Source organism: Algoriphagus sp. NBT04N3 (assembly GCF_019443765.1).
GTDB classification, from domain to species: Bacteria; Bacteroidota; Bacteroidia; order Cytophagales; family Cyclobacteriaceae; genus Algoriphagus; species Algoriphagus ornithinivorans.
Window position 1 is genome coordinate 934,401 of sequence record NZ_CP048415.1, and the last position, 26,755, is coordinate 961,155.

The window sequence follows — 26,755 nt, forward strand, 5'->3', positions numbered from 1 at the left end:
TTGAGAGCAATAAGAATTAAGTTTCTTTTCAGAAGAAAGGCGCTAAAAGAGTGGTATTCTGAGTTTTTTTTTGGGATTCTTAGTAGTAGGTATAATGTTATCATCGATGAAGTTAAACCCGATTTTGTTTTTCATGAAGCTCATCTCATTGATATAATTCCATACTCAGGTGTCAGAATTGCATTTTCTTCTGAGAATGTAAGACCTGATTTTAATATTTCTGATTACGGAATTGGATTTGACCATATTAAGTTTCAGGATAGGTACATCCGCTTTCCATTATATCTTTTTTATTCGGGTTCAGTAAAGGCAGCGGAATTAAGGCCTGAATCTATTTTAGCCCTCGATTTGCAAAGCTTAATCAATCGGAAGTTTTGCAACTTTCTGGTCAGTAATGGGACTGCATCTGATTTTCGTACCCAATTTTACTTGATGCTATGTCAATATCGGGGAGTAGACAGTGGCGGAAACTATTTAAATTCTATTGGCGAACCGGTTAAAGATAAATCAGCATGGCAAAAGGAATACAAATTTTCTCTTTGCTTTGAAAATTCATCTACCTCAGGATACTTGACCGAAAAGCTTATTCAGGCTTATTCTTCAAATACAATTCCAATTTATTGGGGAGATCCTGATTCATTTGGATCGTTATATGAAGGTAAGGGAGGAATTAATCCTGAGGCTGTTATTTGGGTAGATCCCGTTAATCCCGAAATAGCATTAGACCGGATAAAGGAATTGGATTCTAACCCGGGATTATATCTGGAGATGCTAAAAAAGCCACTTTTTATTGATCATGACCATGTTCCGTTTTTTGAAAATAGCCTTAAGGATTTCTTGTTTTCAATTTTTGATCAGGATACAGAAGCTGCTTATCGAAGAGGTTTTGGTCAGGTAAGGCTGCGGGTAGAAAACAGAAATATTGCCCGGTCTAGCATTTTAAAAAGCTTCCTAAACTATTTTAAAAAGCGAATCAAGTTTTGAATCCCATTTTCTTCACTCTCTGCTCCAATAACTACCTTGCCCAAGCCAAAACCCTTGGAGATTCGGTGTTGAAATTTTATCCAAATTCCAAGTTTGTTATTGGTTTGGTTGATTATTTGGATGATCAGATCGATTTTTCATCTTTTCAAGGGATGGAAATCCTTCCTTTTGATCAGTTAGGTTTTCCGGAGTTTGAGGATATGCTGTCTCGATACAATGTGATCGAGTTTAATACGGCTGTTAAGCCTTTTTATATAGACTACTTATGGAGTACTTATGGAACAGGTCATCGTATTATCTACTTGGACCCGGATATTGTACTTTACCGTACCTTAGACCATGTGACAGAAGCTTTAGAATCCCATAATACAGTTTTAACTCCCATGTTCTGTGAGGCTCCTGTTGAGACTTCATTGGATGAATTGGTTGCCCTACGGCATGGGATGTTTAATTTGGGTTTTATCGCATTGAGATATTCCGATGAAAGTAATCGACTGATCCTATGGTGGAAAACCCGATTGCGCACCCACTGCCTGATTGATAAACCCAGAGGAATCTTTGTAGACCAAAAATGGATGGACTTAGCTCCTTTGCTGTTTGATGAGGTGTTTATCCTAAAGCACCGAGGTTACAATATGGCTTGGTGGAATTTTTCTGAACGGATACTCATTGACTCAGGAAGCGATTTTGCGGTCAATCAGGCTGATCAGCACTTATATTTCTTTCATTTTAGCGGCTTCAAGCCCGGAAGTGAATATATCACGGGAAGATCCGGCGAATCCCAATTTGCTTATAAAAACCGGCCTGAATTGAAGCGTTTGGGAAAAGAATACGAAAAGACACTTATTGAAAATAATTTTGAATTCTATTCTGGCATTAAGCCTAAGCTTAATTTTTTTGTAGCCAAGGAGGGGTTTAAAACAAAACTTAAAAGGAAGATAAAATCCTTATTATCGCTATTCTAATTGGATCCCATAGTTTCCATTATTATTCCTACTTTTAATAGGGCCCATACTTTGGAACGGGCTATTCAAAGTCTCATAGATCAAACCTATAGATATTGGGAATGCCTAGTTGTAGATGATTTTAGTCAGGATAGTACAAAAGAGTTAGTGTTTTCGATTGCCGATAAAGAGTCTCGCATACAATATTTTGAAAACATTGAAAAGGGATCAAATCCAGCCCGTAACCTAGGCCTAAAAAAATCGAAAGGAAATTATGTGGTATTCTTAGATTCGGATGATGCATTAGAGCCTAGAATGATTGAAGAAAGTCTTGATATAATTGAAAAAACGAGGCAAGCTGATTTAGCGATTTCTTATACCAACATTTTCAAAAATGGCTCATTGAGCATGGTGTCGGACCTGGTGAGATCTGAAAATCTCTTACTGGACTTTTTAATAAAAAAGATTACTTGGCCTTTGAATTCGGCATTAATTCGAAAAGATTTTTTGATTTCAAACCATATTAAGTTTCGTCCGAATCTATTGAATGGCCAAGACTACTGTTTTTTTCTTTCGATAATATCGAACAAACCCAAAATTGTTTTTACCAATAAAGCACTTTCGGTAAACTACCACTTAGATGGTGAACCAAAGAATGTTAAAATCTCCGCAGGAGATACCATGGAATATAAATGGAGTAGGTTTAGGTCGAGGAACCTAGCCTTTGAGATCGCATTTAGACACTTATCTATTTTTGAATTTTTTGAATTCATACCCTATTTCACCAAATATCAAACAGGACTTATTCTTGATATGGTAAAATCTAGATTCTAGTGACAGGGATAAGCATAATCATTTGCACCTACAATGGAGAGCTTCGACTCCCAATAACCTTAGAGTATATTTCCAAATTAAGATTTGAAGGCCCTTGGGAGCTGTTGATAGTTGACAATGCAAGTAAGGATAATTCTAATTTCATCGCTCAGGAATTTTTCAAAGGAAATCCGATTATCCAGGGAAAGGTAGTGTTTGAGCCAAATGCTGGCTTAACCCATGCAAGACAAAAAGGCTGGAGAACTGCCAACTACGATATTGTCCTTTTTTGTGATGATGATAATTGGCTTTGTTCGGATTACTTAACAGTAGGCTATTCTATTTTTAAGTCCCATTCAAAGGTAGGAATATTGGGAGGCTGTGGTGAGCCTGTCAGTGAGGTACAGTTTCCAGACTGGTTTGCTGAGTTTTCTCATAGCTATGCAGTAGGGAATAATGGTAAAACAAGCGGTAAATTAGAAAAAGGTGCGGCACACTATGGTGCCGGTTGCTTTTTTTTGAGAAAGGCATTGCTTCAATTGGATCAGCTGAAAACCAGATTGATTCTAACAGATAGAAAGGGAAATGAACTGGTAAGTGGAGGCGATGTAGAGTTATGCTATTTAGTTCAATTGCTTGGATATGACCTTTGGTTTGAAAGTAAATTAAAGTTTCAACACTTCATTCCTTTGGGTAGACTTGATTGGCAATACTACTTGAAATTGAAAAAAGGAATAGCTTCTTCATTTCCTCTCTTGTTCTCTTATAAAGTTGTTTTCATGGGAACATCAAAAATGCAGTTGAGAGCTGAAATAATTCTAAAATTATGGTATTCGTTCAAAGGTTATTTGCTTTGTCAATATCGAAATTTCGCCAGTCCTACAAAACGAAATGAAGTACAGCTTATTGAAAATAGTCAAAAGCTGAAGTCCTTTTTTAAGAACTATAAGAAAACTTTAAGCCACTTCGAATGGCTTAATTCCAGATTTGATTAAGGTTTTGGAGTCTCCTTTTGTATCAATAATAATTCCTTACTATAAAAATATCGGTACCATTTCAAGGGCTGTACAATCAGTTATTGATCAAACTGAAAAAAGTTGGGAGTTGATCGTGGTGGATGATGGAAGCAACGATGAACTTGAAACAATAATAAAGAGCTTTGAACCAGAAAAAATCACACTCATCAAAAAGCCAAATTCGGGGCCAAGTGATTCCAGAAATAGGGGAGCAAAACTAGCTACTGGAAAGTTTTTAGCATTTTTGGATAGTGATGATTGGCTTAGTCCTGATTGGCTTGAAAACTTTAAGAAGAAACATCAAGAAAACGGATTTGATATCGCCTTTTGCTATGGAGCATTGATTGACGAAGAAACAGGAGAAAGAGAGGATTGGACAAAATTTGTAAAGTTGAAAATCCATGGGGAGGAAGCGAAATTCAATAATCTTGTTGGTACTTTTTTAGTAAGGTCATCAATTTTTGAAAATGCCCGAGCCTTTGATCCCAACTTAAGGTATTCTGAAAATATGGACTTGGCTATCAGAATAATGAGATTGGTTCCACCTTCAAAAAGATTCTATTTGGAAGAAGTTATGGTGTTTTTTGGCAATACCATAGAGCCAAAAAAGAGAAACCAAAAATACGGAAGAGCTTTATTGCTTAAAGATTTGGCCTATTTTCAGCAAAAGCACAAGCAAGTTTTGCTGGAGAACACCAGTTTTTTGCGTGCAATTATTAGAAGGCAATTGGTAAGTGCTACTGTTTGTTGGAATTGGAAAATATACATTTTAAAGCTTAAAGAGCTTTATTCTTATTCGGTGGGGGATGGGCTTAAGTTTACTTTATTATTCTTTTTTCTCCCATTTAATAGGATGCGATTACTTTCACATGGATTTAGGAAGTAGAAAAAAGAATATAATTAGTATGAAACTTGGAGGCTTCATAATTACCTACAATCGCCCTGCAATTCTTTGTGAAACCATAAAGTCCGTAATGTCACAGACAAGTCCACCGGATTTTCTTTGGATCATAGACAATTCTGAGAGTCTTGATACTGATCATGCTATTGCCTCATTGTTGGATTCTCGAATCAAATATTATCGTATGGGCTTTAATTCAGGCCCTGCAGGTGGAGCAGCCAAAGGTTTGGAACTTTGTGCTAATGATGGTGCTGATTGGATATATTGGGGGGATGATAATGATCCGCCGGAGTTTATTGACACATTTGAAAGGCTCCTATCTATTCGAGATGCTGATCCCTATTGTGGAGTTTTGGGAGCAGTGGGCCATTTTTTTGATCATAAAAAAGGAGAAATCAAGCGAGTTCAAAGTAGACTACTTGAAAAAAAGAAGGTTCTTGGTGTTGAGTCTATTGCTGGAAACATGAGTATGCTTGTCCATCGTGATGTAGTAAAAGCCAGAATATTTCCAGATCCAGAATTGTTTTTTGGGTTTGAGGAACTTGATTTTTGTTTAAAAGTAAAAAGGCAAGGGTTTTCACTTAATGTACACTGTGGGCTATTTCTGGAGTCTAGAAAAAAGCATCAGAGATTAGATTTCGAAAGACCTGTTTACCAGAAAAAGGAAAATCTAGTTCGTGAATATTACAGCCTCAGGAATCTTCTTTACATCGCACACCTACTTACTCTGGATACCATGAAAAAAAGATTAATAAAAAAAGGAATTGGGAAAATGTTTTATGGATATAGATTTGGTCTTAGATATGGATTTGAGAATATGAAATATATTTTTTTGGCACTTAAACATTTTCACAGTGGAGTAAAAGGAAATACAATCCCATTAAGCTAGGATGGTAGATTTTTCTGTTGCATTATTATTAGTTACTTACAATAGACCAAAATTACTAGATTCCCTACTTTTTGAAATCGGGAATTTTAATTGGAGTTATTTGGATTTTGTTATCATTGATAATGGTAGTGAAACAAGTACAAAGGAGATTTTGGAATACCACAAGGAGAGATTGAAACCAACAATACTCTGTTTAAAAGAAAATATAGGTCATGGAGCTGGATTGGCAAAGGGTATGAAATATCTGAAAGAGAATAGGCCTAATCTTGATTATGTTGTATTTTTAGAAGATGATAGTATACCAAAAAGTAAATACCTAAATTTTCTTATTTCAAAAATTAAGGCAACGGATTTTTCAATGATTTCTTCGGCTGGGTCAATCATCAAACTAGGAAAAAGAATAAAAATACAATCAAATCATAAGGATATTGAAGATGCCGATTTCGCATTGTTTGATGGAGCTATTGCCAGATTTCAAGATTTATTGAGAGTTGGTTTTCCTATTCAAGATTGGTTCATGATGTTTGATGATTTTGAATATTGCTATCGAATTCGAAATGCAGGATATAAAATAGGTGTAGTAAACAATCCTTATGTTGAAATTTTACATGATGGTTGGGGAGGAGGAACTTCTTATTCACATCTTTGGAGATCGTACTATCAGTCAAGAAATTTCATTCACTTTGTAAGGATTCACTTTACAGCATTTAATTTAATTGATTGCATAATTCTCCAAAGCAAAAGACTGATAGGTGGTCTTTTAGCTAAAAATGGATGGATAACTACTAAAATGAGATTAAAGGGGGTCCGTGCTGGACTTTTGGGGAAAAAAGGTAAATCTTTAGATTTAATGACGTTGAAAGAAACTTGAAAATTCTCTTCACCCAAGACGCCTTATTCAATGCAGGTGCTGAACGAAGTCACCTAGAGATTCTTTCACGATTTTCCGAGGAGGTGGATGTAGGATTTGTTTATTTCTATCCTAAGCATGACCTAAGAAAAGCTTACGATCGAGCCGGAATCCGGCTCTTTTTTTTGGATATCCCGGAGTCCTATCATTTTATTCTTGCCGTAAGAAAATTGGTCAAATTGATACGACAGGAAAAGCCCAATTTGCTGGTTTCCTCTCTTTGGAGGGCAGATATCATAACCCGGATCGCTTCTTGGATTACGGGAGTTCCACTCATAGGTACTCTAGTAAATGATAGTTATGCTCCTATTGCCTGGACAGATAAAAAGGGGATCAAATACAAAATTGTCTATTGGTTGGACCGGCTTACCGCAGGCATACCTGTTCATTGGATTGCCAATGCCCAAACTTTAGCTGATTCTCACGTGAAGACCTTGGGGATTGATCGAGATAAGATTTCGGTGGTATACCGAGGTCGTCCCGTTCCCATCATTGCGCGTAACGTCATTGCGCCTGCCCGCGGTGGCGGGAGCGATGCGAAGCAATCTTCTTCGGTTAAGACAGATTCTCCCGCCACTGTTGGGATCGCAGTGACGGACCCAATTAGAAACTTCATCTCCTATGGTAGACTTTTGGAAAGAAAAGGCTTCCAAGATGCCATTCGGGCCTTTGACAAAGTCCTCCAAACCTATCCGGATTGCACCCTAATCATATTTGGGGAAGGTCCCTTCAGAAAAGAGCTGGAATTACTGGTTCAAGATTTAGGCCTTCAAGACTCCGTATTCCTCCCAGGTAAATTACCCAACCCTATGGAGGTTCTACTCAATGGCTATTCCCCAATGCCTACTGTCCACTGCTCACTGCTCACTACTGACTACTTTCTATTCCCTTCCTGGTACGAAGGCTTTTCCGGCGCCTTAGTCGAAGCAATGATGGTAGGAATTCCCATAATTGCCTCGGACATCCCTATGAATTTGGAGGCGGTTACAGATCAAAAAACCGCCTTAGTCTTTCCGGTTCAGGATATTAATGATTTGGCCAAACAAATGCTTTGGGCCATTGAAAACCATGATGCGATGAAGGCCTTGGGAAGGAACGCTAAAGAAGTAGCAGAAGATCGGTTTGATATCGAAAATGTAGCTAAAGAATACGAGGAAAGGCTCTTAAATATTCATTTTCAATTAATTCGAAAAAAATGAGATTTATGAAGGAATTAATAAGAGAGGGACTTTCAAACTTAGGTTTAAAAGTTTCCCGGATTAAAAAGGAACCATGGGGAATAGATTTGTTTAATGATGTCTCAAGATTAACAAGTTTAAATGACATAAAAGTTGTGTTTGATGTAGGAGCAAATGTGGGTCAATCAAGGAATCTTTATTTAAAGAAATTTTCCTCTTCAAAAATTTTTTCTTTTGAACCTGTGATATCTACTTTTAAAATTTTAGAGGAAACCAATCCAAATACGAATAAATCTTTTTGTTATAATCTTGCCTTAGGAGAAACCACTGAAAAAATTAAAATTCCTCTTCAGGAAAAATCAACTCAAAACTCATTATCTAAAAAACGAAATGAAAATAGCAACCCTATTTATAATTTAGAAGAAATTCAAGTTGATACTTTAGATAATATTGTTCAAAAAATAGATATAGATTATATCGATTTTTTAAAAATTGATACAGAAGGATTTGAAATGGAGGTGCTAAAAGGAGCATCTAATTATCTAAAAAGTAAAAAAGTGGGGTTTATTCTGCTTGAATTGGGAATTAAATATCATCCAAGAACAACATTCTACAATTCTATTCAAGAGTATTTATCACGACTTGGATATGATGTCGTTGGGTTTTATAAACAGAGTCAAAGCCTTTACACAAAAGGAAGGTTTCTTATGCACTGTGATGTTTTATTTATAAATTCTGAGTGGTCAAAGACCCTTAGACCGAAATTTGTAAAGTCATTTGAATATGAATAATTATTACTCATCAAAGATCGTAATTTGAGTTTTGAAAAAATGAGGCTTTATATGTGTTTATTTTGTATAGAATAGGGATTCTTTTAGACTCTTTGACTATCCAAGCCTGGCAGGTTGAGGCGATTAGAAAGCTCCTTTCTACTGGATTGGTTGAGTTTTCTGTTTTAGTGGTCAATCAATCTCCTAAGCCTTCGGGTAGGCCATCTCCCTTTTTATATCGGGTCTATAGAAAGTTAGACCGTATCTTTTTCAAGGACGATTTGGATGCTTTTGAATCGGTACCGCTATCAAAAGTGATTTCTTCTAAGGTTCCTGTTCTTTCAACCAAACCTATCCAAACAAAGTATCGGGATAGCTTTTCTGATAAGGATATAGAAAAGATTGCCAGCTACGATTTAGACATTGTGATTCGATTTGGTTTTAGGATTCTTTCAGGGGAAATACTCAAGGTGCCCAAATTAGGTGTATGGTCCTACCATCATGGTGATCCTAAAGTTTATCGGGGTGGCCCTCCTGCCTTTTGGGAAGTAATGAAGCAAATTCCTGCCACAGGATGCGTTTTGATGCGACTCAATGAAAAGCTGGACAAAGGGGAGATCCTTTATGAGTCGCACACCCAAACGGACCCGCTCTCTGTGCAGCGGAATGCCAATCGTATCTTCTGGGCTTCTGCTGCTTTTCCTGCTAGGGTGGTTAGGGAAATAGACCGATTGGGTATGGCAGGCTGGTGTCTGAATGTTGCTTCCAAAGCTATCGATTTTTCCGCTCCATTACTCAAGCCACCCCAAACTCGTTCAATGCTTCGAATGGGGACTAATCTTTTTTTAAGAAATCTGAAAAGAAAGACTCGAGAGCAATTCAAAGCTCCTCATTGGGATATTGGGTGGATAAGTGATTTGTCAATTAATAGGCGGCTGATTTCTACTCGGGGAGCTCAATTGATTAAAAGGGAGGATGGCAATAAGTATTATTTGGCTGATCCTTTTCCTATTTTTTATCAAGGCAGACTATGGGTTTTTGTAGAGCAATTTGACAAGAAAAGAAAAAAGGGAATCATCGCAATAATGGATGAGGAAGGAAATTGTGCCCCTGTAATTGAAGAGGAGTGGCATCTTTCTTATCCTTTTGTTTGGGAGGAAAATGGCGCCTTTTGGATGCTTCCGGAATCCGCTGAAGCTGGAAAATTATGGCTTTATCAAGCTATTTCTTTTCCTTTCAAGTGGGAAAGAAAGCAAGAGCTTTTTTCCGAAGAAGCTTATGATCCTACGCTTTGGAAAACCGAACAAGGGTATTGGCTTTTTGTCAACCAAAAATCCCATCCAGCCTGTTCTCCCTTTGACGAGCTTAGCCTGTACTTCTCAAAGTCTCTTTCCCAACCTAGCTGGCAATCACATTCCCGAAACCCCATTGTGTCGGATGTGCGATCTTCCAGACCCGCAGGCAGCTTATTTGAAGAGAATGGGAAGTTTTACAGACCAGCACAAGATTCGGAAAAAAGATACGGTCATCGAATACGAGTGATGGAGGTGAAATCACTCAGTCTGGATTCTTACCGAGAGGAAGAGGCCTATCGTATTGAACCTAATGAAAAAGAGGGAACTTTGGGAATTCACACCATGAATAGAATTGGGGATCGCAGGATATTTGATTTTTACTCCAGAAAATGAAAATTCTGTTTTTGATCCATAGACAGCAAGCACGAGGGCAGGAGGTATTTGCGGCTCAGCTAGCCCAGGAGTTTGAACTGCAGGGTTTGGAAGTAAAGGTGGTAAGCTTGTATTTTGGTTCTTTTGCTTTACCCTTTAAAGAAAAAATTCTTTGTTTGGGGCTTAATTCGTCCAAGGATTTTTGGAAGCCTCACCTCTGGAAAGAATTTGTCGATTTGGTGGCTGATTTTCGACCCCAAATCATTCAAGCGAATGGGGGAGACACCTTGAAGTTTTTGGCTTTGGCTTCTTTATTCATATCCAAAAAGCCCAAATTGATTTTTAACAATGGTGGAGTAATGAGCTACTATCTTAGAAATGGACTTCAAAAAAGAATGAATGCTTTTTTCCTCCGTAGAATGAATGGTTTGGTTTCTGTTTCTGAGTTTAGCAAAGCTGATTTGGATAGAACCTTTAATCCAAGACTTCATCATCAGGTAATTCCAATTGGTATTTGTATTTCGGGAAATTATGCGCAAGAGCAGGAAGATTTTACTTGGCTACATATAGGAGGCTTTACCGTAGAGAAAAACCATCAAGGCTTGATTGAACTATTTCAGCAAGGTATTGATAAAGGGATAAAAGGAAATCTCCACTTAATAGGTGAGGGGCCATTAAAGCGAGAGATTGAAAATTGGGTTCAAGATCAAAATATGAAATCCAGAATATGGTTTCAAGGTGCTTTAGAAAAACCTTGGTATGATGCTCCAATGCCTAGTGTTTTGCTTTTGCCTAGCAAAATTGAAGGTATGCCTGCGGTAATTGCGGAAGCTCTATTCATGGGAATACCAATCATTGCTTACGCTGTAGGCGGAATTACCGAACTGAAATCTGAATTTCCTTCCCTTTTTTTGGTTCCGGAAAAGGATCAAAGCGGTTTTATTCAAGCTATGGTTTCGGTTCAGGAAAATTATGAGCGTTACTTAGCTAAGAGCCTTGAGGATATCGAAAAAGCAAAGTCTTTTTTTAGTCTCAAAAGGGCAAGCAGGGACTTTTTGAACTTTTACTCTCAAGTATGAAAATCATTCAATTGCTCACCCGGCCGCAGCTAAGAGGAGCTGAGATATTTGCGCTTCAGCTTTCGGAGCAATTGAAAGAAAGGGGGCATGAGGTCTTGGTCATCAGTATTTTATCCGGAACAGGGGACTTGGCTTTTTCTGGGGAATTTATTCAATTGGGCAGACAGAATAGGACGCATTTGGATTGGGTTGGTTTTTGGCAACTCAAAAAGATAATTGATTCATTTCAGCCGAATATTGTCCAGGCAAATGCTTCTGATACGCTACGATACGGTGTTTTTGCCAAGAAATTGGCCACCAATCGATTTCAACTCATCTATCGCAATGCCAATATGATGAGTCCTTTTATTAAGAGTAGATGGAAGAAAATGTATTATCATTTTTTAGTAAATCAAACCGATGCCGTGATTTCAGTATCACAGGCAACACGAATAGATTTAATTAATTTTTATGGGTTTAAAAAGGTAACTAAGACAGTCCCAATTGGGATCGACACTTTAGAAATTGAACGATTAAGTAGTCAAAAATTAGACTTTGATCTGCCTCAAAACTTTTTACTTTTTATGGGCGGTTTAGTTCCCGAAAAAAATCCAGAGTGGCTTTTAACTACTTTTTTTGAATATCAGAGAGTTTGGTCTCATCTAAACTTGGTCTATATGGGCAAAGGGAGTTTGGAAAACAGGTTGAAATCAAAAATCATGAAGTATGGTTTAGAAGATCGAGTTCACATCCTTCCCAGCCAAACCAATCCTTTTCCAATATTAAAACGGGCCAAGGCATTAGTGTTAACATCAAAAATCGAAGGCCTGCCTGCAGTTATTTTGGAGGCTATGATTCACAAAGTTCCCGTCATAGCCTTTGGAGTAGGGGGTATCCCAGAAGTACTCAAAACCGAAGAAACTGGCTGGTGCATTCCGCCAAAAGATTCCCAAGCCTTTATTGAAGCTATTCTGGAAGTAATCTCAATGAAAAAAGGTACTAAACAAAAAATCTTGGACCAAGCTTATCTGTTCGTTTGCACTCACTTTTCCCTTCCCCAAGTCTCCCTCCAATTTGAAGAGTTTTACAAATACCTTCTAAAACAAAACTAAAACTACTCTTCAATTCGACTTATTAATTTCCAGTTTCTCAATTTGACAAATAGAATAAATAATCAATTCTTTGACCTTCCTTTAATCCTAAACAAATAACAAATAACCAATAACCCAATTAATCCTAATATTTCCCCTTTTCGATTCTTCTTTTAACTTTAGTCTCAAATAACTTTAAACTCTAAAAAGTGCTTAGCGCAGTTCTCTTAGTCCTTTTCCTTTTTTTTGTTTCTCAGCCATTTTTGAATAATCTTCAAAAGGAGCATAAATGGTTGAAAGCTGGACTATTGAACCAGATGTATTGGTATCATATGTTTTTTGGATTGGTCTATTGGACATATGCACAGTTCAATCGATCAGATTCTCAGTATTATTATTATAAAACTCAATTTTTATGGAAAAATTGGTTTGATGCTTTTTCTGCAGGAACTGATTTCATCGAATGGTTGTCTTTTCCCTGGGTTAGATTTTTAGGTTTCAATTATGATATGACCATGTTCCTATTTACATGGTTAGGTTATTGGGGCTTCGTCTATTTTTATTGTTTTATGAAGGAAAACCTTCGGTTTAACCCCAAGTTTGAAGGATGGGATGCAATTACCATTTTTATGTTTTTACCTAATATGCATTTTTGGACTGCCTCCTTGGGGAAGGGAGCTGTTATTTTTGCAGGAATTGGATTTTTAACTTATGGATTATCTTGGCCGGGTAAAAGAATTCCTCACTTAATTTTTGGAGGCTTTTTATGTTACATGGTAAGGCCGCATATTTTATTTGCAGTAATGATTGGGATGGGTTTAAGTTTTGTTTTTGGTAGAGAAAAAGTTCCTACCTATCAAAAATATCTAGTTGCTTTGGCTGGAATTGGTGTTTCTATTTTTGTCTATGAGGATTTAATTACATATCTGGGTTATGACCCGAATAATCTTGTGGAGAGCTTTGAAGAAGAATCTACCCTAAACGCACAAAGACTACAATCTGCAGGGTCGGGAGTTGATATGACTTCATACAGCTTACCGATGAAACTCTTTACCTTTTGGTTCAGACCATTATTTATTGATTCTCCTAATGCTTTGGGTATAATCGTATCAATTGAAAATGCCTTGTATATTTATATGTTTTCCAAGGTTTTTAAGAAGAGCTTTATTGATTATATGCGGATTGCTCCGGCCATGGTAAAGATGTCGGCGGTGGTGTTTATTTCTATTTCTATCTCCATGACCTTTGTGATGTCGAATCTGGGTATCATCATCCGTCAAAAATCCCAGATTATGTATTATATGCTTTTTGTGATTGTGGCCTTCATGGATTGGGAAAAAACCAATCGAATCAAGAAACGGGCAGAAATCTATAACCGAATCGTGGAGGAAGAAAGAAGAAAAAGAGAGGAAGCTGCCTTTTTGGAGTCTACTTAGCCCTGATCTACAAATACCTATAACTGAAATCCTGCCTCAGAGCAGGATTTTTTTTTGGCTGTTTTAGCTGCTCGAGATCTGCGATAGCGATTTGGCTCCTCGGAATTTGCAATTCCGAGGTCTTATCGTAGGATTTGTAATCCGAAAAAACCCTCCAAGGGTTTGCCATAAGATGGGACATGAACATTTTTTACATCCATCCGGCAACTCAAGAAATCCCTTGGAGGGTTTTTTTATGGTTTTCGTTTCGTCTTGCTGGCATTGAGTCATCGTTTCCAAATGGAGATCAAGGGCCAGCGCTGGGGGAGGGTGGTGGTGAATCTTTTACCCCGAGTTGCACTCGGGGCTAATAAATTACGCTCTTTCAGAGCTTTTGATCAAAGCTGTCTTCAAGGTTTATTTCGCCGAAGGCCTATTTCAATATATTTCTACTGTATTTCTTTCAATAAATATCTTGCCGAAGGCATATCTTCTCTTATCTTAAAAAATATCTTTCGATCTATTCGGCTTCTCCAAGATATTTCGCCGAAGGCGTATTTCTATTTATTTCCACAGTATTTCTCAAAAATCCCCCTTGCCCCCTTTACCAAAGGAAATCATCCTAAACTAAATTTACACTTCCAAAGGGGGGATTGACCCGTATTTTGCTGCAGGCGTATTTCTATATATTTCTATTGTATTTCTACCTTCTTCCATACCTACGGCATGGAGAAGAGTTTGTGGTTATTTTTTTGCTACCGAGCTGAAATCCCTATGGGATTGAATAGGTTGGTGAAGGATTGTTTTAGATTTCAACCTTAAAATAAAGGGAAACTACCGACCTCACATTTTAATTTAATCACATATTTTTCAACCTTAAAGGGTAGATACTTAATACCAACTTCGACTCTTCCTCGACTCATCTTCGGCTCTTCTTCGACTTACCTATGATTTCAAGCCGAGTTTGAGTGGTAGTTGATACAAGTCAAATTGGAAGCACCTATGGATTATCCTGCCTTTAGGCCAAGGTTAAAAATGATAATAACTTTTGATAGAATACAGGGCTGTTTGAGATCATCGGGAGTAATTTCGAGCGAGAGGCTTTTGATCTTTGGGAGGAAAGGAATTTTTAAAGGGTAATCGATTGTATCAAGGTACCTAGTTTACTTAATTCAAAAAAAAGAGCCCAATGAGGCTCTTTACTATAAGGATCAAATTTTAGTTCTAAGTAATTTTTCTTGGCGCTGAAGCTTAGCCAGCAATGTGATCGTTTTTCATGATTTCAAAAGTTTTAAATCAATATTATAACGCTAGTTTGGATTTATATGTTTTATTTCAAAGTAAGTTTTACTTGACCTCAAGACTATCCCCTGAGATAAACTGTTTAGATGTAATACATCTTTTTGAGTTGAATTCCTTAAAAAAGACTTGATTAAACCCAGATAAGGCATGCCTTCCAATGATGGTTAAGCGAATTTTTGACGAATCGTCAGTCCATTTTTCTTCCAAGTCTTCGGTGGTTCTGAGCCTTATACAATGTAAATTGTGTTGGTCTGCAGAATTTGACTTAGGAATGTACATAAAAATGAATCCTTTAATGGAATATCTGTTCCGTGTAAATTTGTTCCGTTCAAATCACCGATTGGTTTGAAAAATGTGGCCTCGACTCTTACATCAAATAGCTCGGAGTCAGTCTTGTTTACGAGTTTAAAGAAATAATTGTCCTCACCTTTAAAATTGACTTTACTGATGTGCTAAGCAATTTCAATTTTTGGCTTTTTACGGCTTAAAAAACTAAAAATAAATATGAAGCCATAACTCCTGAAGTGACTCCGATTAAAAGACTGATTAAATGATTCTCCATAAGAATTCAATTTTTACTTCCCCTCCAAAATCTTCCTGATCGCCTCATTCATCTGCATCATCGTTTCCATCATTTTCATCATGACCTCAGTTTGTTTTGCATCAGTTGCTTTATAAATACTATTAGTCTGAATTGCAATATTGTTTGAACCAGTTATTGATTCAACATAATGGCCAGGCTGAGCAGTTAAAATCTGAATAGGATCAACTTTTAAAAACTCAGCTACTTTTTGGATTAGCTCTATAGTGATCTTACTTTCACCCCGCTCATATTTGGTATAAGTAGCTTCCTTGATTCCAAGAAAATCAGCAACTTCCAATGCTTTTTTATCTCTTAATTTTCTGAAAGTAGATAGGTTTCTCCCTATGGTTTTGTTCTCCAAAACCGTGAATTCTGAATGATCTGCTTCTCTCATAGTTGTACTTTAGTATTCAAAAATAGGACTTTATCTTTTAAATGGCTTGAATTTTTTCAAATAGTAGTGTAATACTACTTTGAGTATAGTTTATACTACCGAAATTATTCTTTTTTCTTAAAATATCCATTTAAAATTGTCTGAGAATCGTTTTTAGATGAGGATTTTTGAGACAATAACTGCCATTTTTCCATTTGCTTCTCTCAATCAGGGAGAGTGTGCAGGATTAGTCTGTCTTCAATCAATTACGAAGGGAGCAGATGTAGGATTTAATACCTACAAATGGCTCTTTCCCAGGAAGCCAAAAAATCCAATCTGATTAAAACTTAACACTTTTCTACTCGGGTTGCTCTTTTATTAAGAAGTAGGGTCAAATACTAATCCGAGGAAATTTTTCTCTTAAACCTATTATTTGCAGCCATTTACCTGGCATGGTGGAAATCGTTGATTTCTTTTTTGTATCAAGTAGCTATCCTACCATCTTTGAGTAGGGAATAAGTATTAAGTGGATTATTGAGCCTTATTTGGAAAATTCTTCCGCCTTCGTGCTCCCGTCCTCAAGCTTAAATCTATGAAAACTCAAGTCTTACCTGAATTGGAATGGTGGCCTTGGTCCAATCCAAAGCAACTCTTTAAAAACCTGATTAAAAACCCTACCTGAACCTATTTTTTCTCCCTGATTGCTTCCCAAGGGGCTTGTATTACCCAAGGGGACTACCACCGATGATCAGGGAGTGACGTCACTGTTGACTGTCGACTTTTGACTGTCGACTGTTAGATAAGCCTTCCGCTGCAGAGGATTTTCGCTTATTACATTTAATCAATTTCTAATCAAGACCGACCAGTCCTAAAGACATTTGGGAGTTGGAATGGGAGAGCTATATCCTATAAAGTGTTTGTTGGTTACCATCAACTTGCTGTTTAGGCATTTCAGCTTTCAGAATTCTAATTTCTGATTTTCCCCTTCCTTCTCCAGGCTTCTGTCTTCTGTCTCCGGTCTTCCAACTCTTTTGAGCATGAAAAAATTACTACTCACATGCTTCCTGGCATTGCTATGCCTTGTCGGGAGGTACTTGGTGGCATCGGATAAAGTTGCCGATTCACCCCCGGGAAATGGTCTTGTTGATGCCAGTTCCCTCCAATCAGGGCGGGAGGAAATCATTCCTTCTGCCTCTGATTCCCCAGATCCCAAACCCAATTCCAACTTACTTTTCTACACGCAACTCATGCAGAGAGCCTCAGATTCAAAGGTTAGAGTAACCTTTTTGCCAGATCCCATGGATGCATTCTCCGGAGCTCCGGATTTTCAGGAATATTCTGACTCGTTTCAGGCGGGAACTCTTTATGACGGTGCCTACGGAACAGTCTGGTCCAGAATTTCCATCCCCTCCAAAAGACCGGGTTACCTATCTCTTTATCTGGATGATTACCCTGTTATCCAAAATTTCCTGGCCTTTCCCACAGACAGTATTCATCTGGTGATTGATAAAAACGCCGGCCAAAAAATTTTCACGGGACCATCTTATGCACTTTATGAACTGCAGGACAGGCTTCATACACTGCTGGAACAGTCCATGAAAAGAGCGGGAATCAGTATCCATCACCGGGAAGGGGAGGAGGTCTTCGCGCATCCCGATATTCAGGAAGCATTTATCAAAAACCAGCAGCTATTCGGACCCAAACTCCAATTGACAAAGATCGATGTAGCGGAGATGCTTCATGCACTGGCTCTGGAAATGGAAGAGGAGAGTTTTACCAGAGAACTGGAGCGCTTAATCCTTTTCTATCACAAAAAGATGCCGGATGCTGTGCTGGATTTTCTGCAAGCCCAAACGCTTGCAGACTATTTTCTCTCCAAAGTAGGCCGACTGCAAACGCTGGTGAATTATGCGGGAGATTCATTGAGAGAAAAGGCAATGATAGAGGAGTTTATCCGACAAATGGAATTGGGTAAATCCATGCCCTTGGAATTTGGTTCTGACCTTCCTTTCGCAGAAAAGGTATTGGAGCTAAAGCTCAAACTGGCTGCACTGGAATCCAACCTGATGGGGGAAAGCCTGGAAAACTATCTGGTCGATATAAAGCCCGGCCTTGAAAGGGACCTGATGATTTCTAAACTGGTTTTCCAGCGAATTAAGTTGGGGAAAGGCAGGTATGGTCAATTGGATAGCCTTCAGAAATTGATCGCCCATCCCATCTTAAGCGATAAGCTCCAAAAATTTATCACCCATATACAACCCGGGCAGCCTGTTGGGAGCTTTGAATTTATTAATGAACAGGGAGAAAAGATAAGTTTGGATCAGTTCAGGGGGAAAACCCTGTTGATCAATACCTATTTTACCGGTTGCAGTGCCTCTTCTTCCTATTATCATAGAGTATTATCCAAGCTAGAATCGGCCTTGGAAGATCAGGATGAGCTGGTCTTGATTTCCATATCTGCCGATCGGTCTAGGGAAAAATGGGAGACAGGAATCGCCAGCGGCCGCTATAATTCCGAATCCTGGATACGGCTTTTTTCAGGGGAGCAAGGCTACTCCCATCCCTTTTTCAGAAAATACCTGATTTCCTCTGCCCCAAGACCATTACTGGTTGATCCCGAAGGAAACTTGATCGCCATTCAGGAGCTCTATCAAAATCCTGAAAGACTGCAACAGCTACTCGCAAATCATACATCCATCAAACTCTGACATCATGGAAAAGAAACTAAAAATAATAATCCTGCTACTGGCCTATGTTTTCCTGTCGGGAGAACTCTCTGCCCAATCTTTTACTTTGAAAGGAAAGGTTTTATCCTCCGAAGATCAAGGTGCTTTACCTGGAGCCACCATCCGGTTGGCTTCCACCAATCAGGTGCAAATAACCGATTATGACGGTTTGTTTGAGCTGGAAACTCAATTGCAAGAAGTTGACATCACGGTAAGTTTTATCGGGTTTCAAACCCAAACCCTGAGCATTCAGCTACCCAGGGAAGAACTGTTGGAGGTTTATCTTTCGCCCGATTCCTTTGGTTTGCAGGAGGTGGAGGTATTCGCTACCGGTTACCAGGAAATCCCCAAAGAAAGGCAAACGGGGTCTTTTGTGGGGCTGAATGAAGAATTGATCAATCGAAGAATCAGTACCTCCATATTGGATAGGCTGGAAGATGTGACTCCCGGACTAGTATTCAACCGGGCGGGTTCAGGAACGGACAGGATCAGTATCCGAGGCCGTTCCACCATTTTTTCCAATGCTTCACCCCTGATTATCATAGACAACTTTCCCTATGATGGGCCGATTGAAAATATCAATCCAAACGATGTAGCCAGTATTTCAGTACTAAGAGACGCGGCAGCCGCCTCCATCTGGGGAGCCCGAGCCGGAAATGGCGTGATCGTCATCACCACCAAATCCGGAAAAAAAGGGCAGGCACCTCAGGTCAACCTGATGCTCAATACCACATGGGTAGAACAACCTGATCCTTTTTATCAGCCTCTGATGAGCAGTGCCGAAGTGATCGGAATGGAGAGGTCTCTTTTTGAGCAGGGCTTTTACCTCAACCAGGAAAATTCCCCTTTCCGAACTCCCCTTACCCCGGTAGTGGAAAGTCTGATTCAAAACAGGGAGGGAAAGCTTTCTGATCAGGAACTGGAAGCAAGGCTTTCAGCCTTTGCAGGTCGGGATGTGAGAAATGACTATGGGCGATACCTCTATCAATCCTCCCTGAATCAGCAATACAATCTGAATGTCAGGGGAGGGGCCGGAAATTACCGATACTTTGTGTCTGCCGGTTGGGACTCCAACCGAGAAGAACTGGTGGGTAACAGTCTGGACCGATATACCCTTTTGACCAATCAGAATCTGAGTTTATGGAAAGACCGCATGAATTTGGGGCTGGGAATCAATTACATCCAAAATAGAACAGCAGGTTCGAACAGAGGACCTTCATCTCTGCGGTTTACAGGTGCACAGCCCTTGTATGCCTATGCGCAACTCACAGATAAGCTGGGAAACCCCATTGGATATTATCCCGGAATCCGGGAAAGTTTTGCCAGAGAGGCTGAAGAAAAAGGCCTCTTGCCCTGGATGCTGAATCCACTGGAAGAGTTAAACCTGGTGGAAAGATCCAGTCAAATTGAGGATCTCAGGCTCAATCTATCTGCAAGGGTCAAACTCCTGGAAGGAATCAGTGCGGAAGTTTACTATCAATATTGGTCAGCTAACAGAAACAGCGATGAACTGAAAAGGGAAAATAGCTTTGCCGCGAGGGATTTGATCAATCGGTTTACCCAGCAAAATACCTCTGGACAATTGAGCTTTCCCATCCCCAGAGGTGCAATTCAGGACTGGAATAACCAAAGGGGTGAGAGTCACAATCTGAGAGCTATCCTAAGAGCAGACAGGTCTTTGGGTGAAAGCGGGCGATTGAATATGCTGGCGGGATATGAATTCAAAACTTTGAGAACGGAGGGAATAGCCAGCAGATTATACGGGTTTAATCCGGAAACAGGAATCGGAATTCCGGTGGATTATGTGAGTTTATTTACCCAATATCCTACCCCTTCCACCCGCGCTGTGATTCCTTTTAACGAAAGGAATACAGGCACGGCAGATAATTTTATCTCCTACTTTTTAAATGGATCCTATACCCATGCAGGGAAATATGCCTGGAGCTTCAGTGCCCGCAGGGATGCATCCAATCTGTTTGGGGTAGAAACTAATCAGCGTGCTGTTCCACTCTGGTCATCCGGTCTTGCCTGGACACTTTCAGAAGAAGGCTGGACTTTACCTTCCTGGATAGATTTTCTGAGAATCAGAACTACCTATGGGGTTAATGGAAATGTGAACAAATCAGTAGCTGCTTTGACCACGGCAAGATTGATTGGAAACAGCAGATATACTGCGCTGCCCATTGCAAATATTATCAATCCACCGAATCCCAATCTGAGATGGGAACAAATCAGGATTTGGAATATAGGCTTGGACTTCGATCTCTGGAAGGGCAGAATGACAGGTTCTCTGGAGGCATTCAGAAAAGAAGGGAACGATTTGATAGGGGATATCCCATTGGCTCTCAATACTGGGGTGGATTTGTTCCGTGGAAATTTTGCTTCCAGTATGGGTAGGGGATTTGATTTGCAGTTGAGTGGAAATTTAGTGAAAGGGCCATTAGCATGGAGATTGGATTTTTTCCATTCTCATGTCGTGGAGAAGGTAGTGGATTATGAAGTAGAAACCACGGTATTGAATTACCTGGGGCAGGCCTCCGGGGCAAACCCTTCTTCTCCGGTATTTCCTCTGACAGGAAGGCCAATATTTGCCATTTATTCCCTGCCTTTTGTTGGTCTGGATCCAGATACAGGCGATCCTCTGGGTTTATTGGATGGGGAACCCTCCAAAGATTATGCAGGGATCATCAACTCTGCCAGTCCTTCGGATTTAACTTTCCATGGGTCTGCAAGACCTACCCATTTTGGTTCCTTTAGGAATACCTGGTCTTGGGGGGCTTGGAACCTTTCTGCGAATATCACCTATAGGCTGGGGTATTTTTACCGAAGAAATTCAGTCCGATATCTTCCCATACTCAATGGGGAGCAGGGGCATGGGGATTTCTCCCAGAGATGGCAGAGCCCGGGAGATGAGCTGATCACCAATGTACCGTCCCTTCCTTCTAATAGGGACAGCTTCAGGGATAACTTTTATGCCTTTTCCTCCGAGTTGGTAGAACGCGGAGACCATGTTCGTCTTCAGGATATCAGATTGGGATATGAATGGAGTCCCAAAACCAAACCTTATAAAATTGAGCTGTTCAGCTATGCCAATAATCTGGCCATGCTCTGGAAAGCATCCGATGATCCATTGGATCCTGATTTCAGAACCATGAAACCCCTGCGTTCCTTGACTTTGGGCCTTAGGCTACAGTATTAAGAATTCAAAAAGATGCAATCGAGTAGGTCAGAGCCGACACGCAGTGGGATGATACCTATGCGACCTGCAGAGATTCCATCCCGATACCCGGGACAAGTTCTGACCATTGAAAAACAAATTATTGACACATGAAAAAGATGAAAAAATATCAACACTTAAACCAAGCCCTTTTATTGGCAGTGATACTCTTTTTGGGAGCTTCCTGCTCGGGGATTTTAGATGAAAAACCCGACAAGGCCTTGATTGTACCCACCACCATTTCCGAGTTGTGGGCATTGCTGGACAACAATCTACAGGTGATGAATTCAGAGCCATCCCAGTTGGATGCCTCCTCGGATGACGTCCTGATCCTGGATTCCAGGCTTGCAGTCTTGGATGAGGATTCGCGAAGAATTTATACCTGGTCCAATGAGCCAATCAACAATGCCTTGAACACAGATTGGTCAAGGCCCTATGATCAGGTTTTTTATTCCAATGTGGTATTGGGGGAATTGGATCAATTCGACAATTCGGAAAAGTCGAGTCAGGAATGGAGAAATCTCAAAGGAGCCGCTCACTTTTACAGGGCCTATGCCTTTTTCTCGCTGGCAAGGTCTTTTTGCGTGGGATATGATCCTGCGACTGCAGGCAATGAATTGGGTATCGTATTAAGGTTGGATTCAGATATTGCAGTTGCTTTACCAAGGTCTACTTTGAAGGAGACTTTTGAGCAGATTATCCTGGACTTAGAGATGGCCGAACCTCTGGTGCAGAGTACCATTTCAGTCAACACCAGACCGTCCAAGGCAGCAGTGTGGGCCATGCTCTCAAGAGTGTATCTGTATATGGGAGATTTTGAGAAAAGTTTGGAAGCAGCAGATAGAGCATTGAGTTTGTATGACGCCTTATTGGATTATAATCAAATCAATCCAAGTCCGGCTAGGCCTTTTGTGGGGAATTTGGATGAAGTGATTTTTTACAGCGAGTTATTGCTTCGGACCTATTATTTTTTTTCGGCAGGCTCTGCTGTATCTCCTGAGCTTTATGCCAAGTACGAGCAGGATGATCTGAGAAGAAGTTTATTCTTCTTTGCCAGGTCTGGATTCATGGCATTCCGGGGCCAATATTCCTATCTCGCCAATGCATTTGGTGGCTTGGCAGTGGATGAACTTTGGTTGAATAAGGCTGAATGTGAAGCCCGGCTTGGACAGTCTCAAAATGCGATCAACTCATTAAATACCTTATTGGTCAAGCGATTTAAAACCGACAAGTTTATTCCTATAGCTGAGCTCAGCGGTGAGGAATTAGTGGAAAAAGTCTTGGAAGAAAGAAGAAAGGAGTTGGTATTGAGAGGGATGAGATGGGGCGACATCAAGCGGTTGAATGTTCTGGGAGGGAATATTTCACTTACCCGAACAATTAATGGGACGGAAATAAGGCTTCCCGCGAATGATCCGCGTTTTGCATTATCCATTCCACAGGAAGAGATTGATCGAAGTGGTATCAGGCAAAACCCAAGATAAAACAAAAGCGGGCAGGGATATTCCTGCCCGCAATACCTGATTAAAGCGGGATAAATTCTCCCACTTCTTCAGTACCTGGGATCATCTGATCCTGTTCGTCAAACCTGGCTGTACAGGAAGTTTGGGCTTCATCACAGAGGTAAGGTTCAGATTCAGAAATTTCTACCCATTGATTATTGACCAATGCTTTCAGTGTTCCCTGAGGAGGACTGGAAAAAGCAAAGGCCAAGGTTGCCCCCAGCACCAAAGCCAGTGCGGGAAGCAGTTTTGCTAGTTTATTCATTGTTGTGGACCCTTTTTTAACGCATCAAAAAGGGACAAACCGTTTTGGTTGTTTGCCTACTCTAACAAGGGTTTTCGGCATCTCCCTAGGGGAGGTTCATCGGACACCAATCAGTCTCTTAGCCCTGACTGTCAAGAGAAATGAGCCTCCTTCTTATCAATTCATTACCTCATTTTTTTGCAGCCTTACTTGCAGGTTTTCAGGCTGCCGGGCCAGCCTCCACAGCTGGCCCTCTTTTTCCTTTAACCTTTGAGGTTTTCCAAACCTCGAAGGTTTTGGTAATTGGAAAAGAAACTTAAAAATGAATGATGAAAATCAGGGTAGCCATTTGGCCTGATGGGAAAAATAAGTTATTCAAATTGAGCCATTTGGCGGGTTTTTAACGAAAAAATTGATGAACATAATTTATATCGACTCGCGAACTCAAAAAATCTCTTGAAGGGTTGATAAAGAGTTTTGGTTTCATCTTGCTGGCATTGAGTCACTGTTTCCAAACGGAGATCGAGGGCCAGCGCTGGGGTGAGATCGGTGAACCGTGATCCGTGGGTTAAAACCCACGGCTATTTAATCGTCCGCTCCTTTGGAGGTTTTACCGCGATTCCGAATGAAGGTAAATCTGCCGAAGGCATATGTTGATGATATTTTTTTATCTATTTCACCGCAGGCGTATTTCTAAGCTCCTCGGCTCCACGACAGGAGTCGGGAGCAATTCCGAGGTCTTATTGTAGGATTTGTAATCCGAAGAAATCTTTAGGAGTTTGCCATAATTTGGGGTATGAACGTAATTTATACTGACCCGCCAATTCAATAAATCCTCTGGATGGTTGATATAAGGTTTTGATTTCATCTTGCTGGCACGGTGATTTCGCTTCCAAATAAGGTAAAAGGGCCAGCGCTGGGGGAGGGTGGTGGTGAATCTTTTACCCCGAGTTGCACTCGGGCCTGCGCGCCTCAGGCGTGGCTAATAAATTACGCTCTTTCAGAGCTTTTGATCAAAGCTGTCTTCAAGGTTTATTTCGCCGAAGACGTATTTCTATCTTCTTCCATACCTACGGCATGGAGAGGATATTTTAAATCCTTTTTCTACCAAGCTTAAATCCCTACGGGATAAATATCTCGCCGAAGGCATATCTTAAAAATTATCTTTTAGGTATCTTTTAATTATTTCGCCGCAGGCGTATTTCTTTTATTTCTAATGTATTTCCCTCTCCGTCTTGCTGGCATTGACTCATCTTTTTCAAATGTAGCGATTGTGCCAGCGCTGGGGGACAGCGGTTCATTTTGGATCCAGGGGTTAAAACCCCTGCCTGTCCGCCGTGGCGGGGCTAAAATATCCATCGCTCCTATGGAGTTTAGCTTGAAAGGTTATTTCGCCGAAGGCGTATTTCTTTTTTTTCTATAGTATTTCTCAAAAATCCCCCTTGCCCCCTTTACCAAAAGAAATCATCCTAAATTGAATTTACACTTCCAAAGGGGGAATTGACCCGTATCTTGCCGAAGGCATATCTTCTCTTATCTTAAAAAATATCTTATCGATAACTTCGGGTTAAGGAATATTTCGCCGAAGGCGTATTTCTATTTATTTCCACAGTATTTCTCAATAGTTCCATACCTACGGCATGGAAAGTAGGCTCAGAGCCATTTATCTACCAAGCTGAAATCCCTACGGGATAAATATCTTGCCGCAGGCATATCTTCTCTTATCTTAAAAAATACCTTATCGATAACTTCGGATTAAGGAATATTTCGTCGAAGGCGTATTTCTTTTATTTCTACTGTATTTCCAATTATATCTAAAGTATTTCTTTAAATATCTTTAATTAGGTTTGTATTCTAGCCTGATTATTACCCCGTGTCCAAAAAAATTAAAGTACTCCACCTGATCAAATCCCTGGGAAGGGGAGGGGCCGAAAAATTGATTCCCGAAACAGCTTCTGTGCATGATCAGAACAGATTTGAATTCCACTGTCTGTATTTTTATCATCAGCAAGAAAATATCGTCGATGAATTAGAAAGAGCGGGAATTCAAGTACACTTAATTCCTTCTGGAAACTTGGGGCTTTTTTTTCAGGTTAAAAAAGTTAGCTCTTTTATAAAGGAAAATAACTTTGACCTGATCCATGCGCATTTGCCTTGGGCTGGAATTCTCGCTCGATTCGTGGGGCTGAACCTTCCTATCCCTATTGTATATACAGAACACAATACTTGGGATAGATATAATAAAGTGTCATATTGGGGAAATAGACTGACTTTTAAGAAACAGGACTTGGCAATTGCTGTTTCCAATGAAGTGGCGCTATCTATGCAACTCAACTCCATTTGGGATCCTTATAAGCGTGGCGGAAGACTGAAAATCAGAGTCGTTCAGAATGGAGTTAATACGGAGGTTTTTAAGAAGCGAGAGACGAGAAGCGAGAGGCTAGAAGCGAGAAGCGAGAAGGGAGAGATTAGAAGTGAGAGGCGAGAAGCGAGAAGCGAGAATGAAGATGTGAGAAGTGAATCGAGAGTTGAGATACGAGATTCTAGAGAGGAGAAACGAGAGAAGGTAGTTGAGGTAGACTCTTTGTTAATTAAAGAACGAATGGGAATTCCTTCTTCTTCCAAAATAATCGGAAAGGTGGCAGTTTTTAGATCTCAAAAGAGACTTTGGCTTTGGGTAGAAGTAGCCATCCGGATTTTAAAAAAACATCCAACAACTCATTTTCTTTTGGTAGGCGATGGAGACTGGAGAGAACGAATAGAAAAACAAATCAAGGATTCAGGTTTTGAAAAGAACTTTCACTTGGTGGGGGTGCAAAAGGAGGTAATCCCATACTTGAATCTCATGGATATTTATCTCAGTTCATCTGAATTTGAAGGTCTGCCAATAGCAATGCTGGAAGCCATGGCTTGTGAGATTCCAGTTGTCTCTACCCGGGCGGGAGGAATTGGAGAAGTCATTCAGCATGGGAAACAAGGATTTTTATGTCATGTGGATGAATGGGAACATTTGGAGGATTACTCCATACAACTCCTGGAAGATGAAGAATTACTAGCAAAAATGGGAATTGAGGCAAGAAAGCAGGTAGAGGAAAAATTCAGCATGCAAAGTATGGTAGAGCAATTAGAAAAAATATATGAAGAGGTATTGAGCTAGTTTTCAAACAGTGCC

Annotated in this window: 19 protein-coding genes; 17 read left to right on the forward strand and 2 right to left on the reverse strand. The window is 39.9% G+C overall.

The window, feature by feature from the left end; all coding sequences use genetic code 11:
• From GYM62_RS04035 to GYM62_RS04095, 13 genes are all read left to right on the forward strand, one after another.
• Complete coding sequence (locus GYM62_RS04035) at positions 1-984, forward strand: glycosyltransferase family 10 domain-containing protein (protein ID WP_219958412.1); 984 nt, start codon at positions 1-3, stop codon at positions 982-984.
• Positions 981-1,949 (forward strand): glycosyl transferase, encoded by a 969-nt coding sequence (locus GYM62_RS04040; RefSeq protein WP_219958413.1) that lies wholly within the window; start codon positions 981-983, stop codon positions 1,947-1,949. The genes GYM62_RS04035 and GYM62_RS04040 overlap by 4 nt, the downstream gene beginning before the upstream one ends.
• Positions 1,950-2,762 carry a glycosyltransferase family A protein gene (locus tag GYM62_RS04045; RefSeq protein ID WP_255590541.1) on the forward strand — a complete coding sequence of 271 codons (813 nt, stop codon included), beginning with the start codon at positions 1,950-1,952 and terminating at the stop codon, positions 2,760-2,762.
• Positions 2,762-3,736, forward strand: coding sequence for a glycosyltransferase (locus tag GYM62_RS04050; protein ID WP_219958415.1), 975 nt, complete (start codon positions 2,762-2,764; stop codon positions 3,734-3,736). Before GYM62_RS04045 ends, GYM62_RS04050 begins: the two co-directional genes overlap by 1 nt.
• Positions 3,729-4,643, forward strand: coding sequence for a glycosyltransferase (locus GYM62_RS04055; protein ID WP_219958416.1), 915 nt, complete (start codon positions 3,729-3,731; stop codon positions 4,641-4,643). Before GYM62_RS04050 ends, GYM62_RS04055 begins: the two co-directional genes overlap by 8 nt.
• Positions 4,644-4,662: 19 nt before the next feature.
• On the forward strand, positions 4,663-5,547 hold the full coding sequence (locus GYM62_RS04060) for a glycosyltransferase (protein ID WP_219958417.1): 885 nt from the start codon (positions 4,663-4,665) through the stop codon (positions 5,545-5,547).
• A 1-nt stretch (position 5,548) separates the two neighbouring features.
• Positions 5,549-6,418, forward strand: a complete 870-nt coding sequence (locus GYM62_RS04065) for a glycosyltransferase family 2 protein (protein WP_219958418.1) — start codon at positions 5,549-5,551, stop codon at positions 6,416-6,418.
• Positions 6,415-7,656, forward strand: a complete 1,242-nt coding sequence (locus GYM62_RS04070) for a glycosyltransferase (RefSeq protein WP_219958419.1) — start codon at positions 6,415-6,417, stop codon at positions 7,654-7,656. The genes GYM62_RS04065 and GYM62_RS04070 overlap by 4 nt, the downstream gene beginning before the upstream one ends.
• A gap of 5 nt (positions 7,657-7,661) precedes the next feature.
• Positions 7,662-8,426 carry an FkbM family methyltransferase gene (locus tag GYM62_RS04075; RefSeq protein WP_219958420.1) on the forward strand — a complete coding sequence of 255 codons (765 nt, stop codon included), beginning with the start codon at positions 7,662-7,664 and terminating at the stop codon, positions 8,424-8,426.
• A 53-nt stretch (positions 8,427-8,479) separates the two neighbouring features.
• A complete protein-coding gene (locus GYM62_RS04080; protein WP_219958421.1) occupies positions 8,480-10,093 on the forward strand; it encodes a formyltransferase family protein in 1,614 nt (537 codons plus the stop codon).
• Positions 10,090-11,151 (forward strand): glycosyltransferase, encoded by a 1,062-nt coding sequence (locus GYM62_RS04085; RefSeq protein WP_219958422.1) that lies wholly within the window; start codon positions 10,090-10,092, stop codon positions 11,149-11,151. Before GYM62_RS04080 ends, GYM62_RS04085 begins: the two co-directional genes overlap by 4 nt.
• Positions 11,148-12,242, forward strand: a complete 1,095-nt coding sequence (locus GYM62_RS04090) for a glycosyltransferase family 4 protein (protein ID WP_219958423.1) — start codon at positions 11,148-11,150, stop codon at positions 12,240-12,242. Before GYM62_RS04085 ends, GYM62_RS04090 begins: the two co-directional genes overlap by 4 nt.
• 188 nt (positions 12,243-12,430) lie before the next feature.
• A complete protein-coding gene (locus tag GYM62_RS04095; RefSeq protein ID WP_219958424.1) occupies positions 12,431-13,657 on the forward strand; it encodes a hypothetical protein in 1,227 nt (408 codons plus the stop codon).
• A gap of 1,856 nt (positions 13,658-15,513) precedes the next feature.
• On the opposite strand, the gene GYM62_RS04100 is transcribed toward GYM62_RS04095, so the two are convergent.
• Positions 15,514-15,915 (reverse strand): helix-turn-helix domain-containing protein, encoded by a 402-nt coding sequence (locus tag GYM62_RS04100; protein ID WP_219958425.1) that lies wholly within the window; start codon positions 15,913-15,915, stop codon positions 15,514-15,516.
• A gap of 1,016 nt (positions 15,916-16,931) precedes the next feature.
• Between GYM62_RS04100 and GYM62_RS04105 the strand changes: the two genes are divergently transcribed.
• The 3 genes from GYM62_RS04105 to GYM62_RS04115 all read left to right on the forward strand — a co-directional run bounded on the left by GYM62_RS04105 (position 16,932) and on the right by GYM62_RS04115 (position 23,321).
• A complete protein-coding gene (locus GYM62_RS04105; RefSeq protein WP_219958426.1) occupies positions 16,932-18,602 on the forward strand; it encodes an SCO family protein in 1,671 nt (556 codons plus the stop codon).
• A 4-nt stretch (positions 18,603-18,606) separates the two neighbouring features.
• Positions 18,607-21,819, forward strand: coding sequence for a SusC/RagA family TonB-linked outer membrane protein (locus tag GYM62_RS04110; protein ID WP_219958427.1), 3,213 nt, complete (start codon positions 18,607-18,609; stop codon positions 21,817-21,819).
• Positions 21,820-21,947: 128 nt separating this feature from the next.
• Positions 21,948-23,321, forward strand: coding sequence for a RagB/SusD family nutrient uptake outer membrane protein (locus tag GYM62_RS04115; RefSeq protein WP_219958428.1), 1,374 nt, complete (start codon positions 21,948-21,950; stop codon positions 23,319-23,321).
• A gap of 40 nt (positions 23,322-23,361) precedes the next feature.
• Here GYM62_RS04115 and GYM62_RS04120 read toward each other — a convergent pair whose 3' ends face one another.
• Positions 23,362-23,604: a DUF6520 family protein gene (locus GYM62_RS04120; RefSeq protein ID WP_219958429.1), complete on the reverse strand. Its 243-nt coding sequence runs from the start codon at positions 23,602-23,604 to the stop codon at positions 23,362-23,364.
• A gap of 1,852 nt (positions 23,605-25,456) precedes the next feature.
• On the opposite strand from GYM62_RS04120, the gene GYM62_RS20965 reads away from it, so the two are divergent.
• Complete coding sequence (locus GYM62_RS20965) at positions 25,457-26,740, forward strand: glycosyltransferase (protein ID WP_255590545.1); 1,284 nt, start codon at positions 25,457-25,459, stop codon at positions 26,738-26,740.
• The last annotated feature ends 15 nt before the right edge of the window (positions 26,741-26,755 follow it).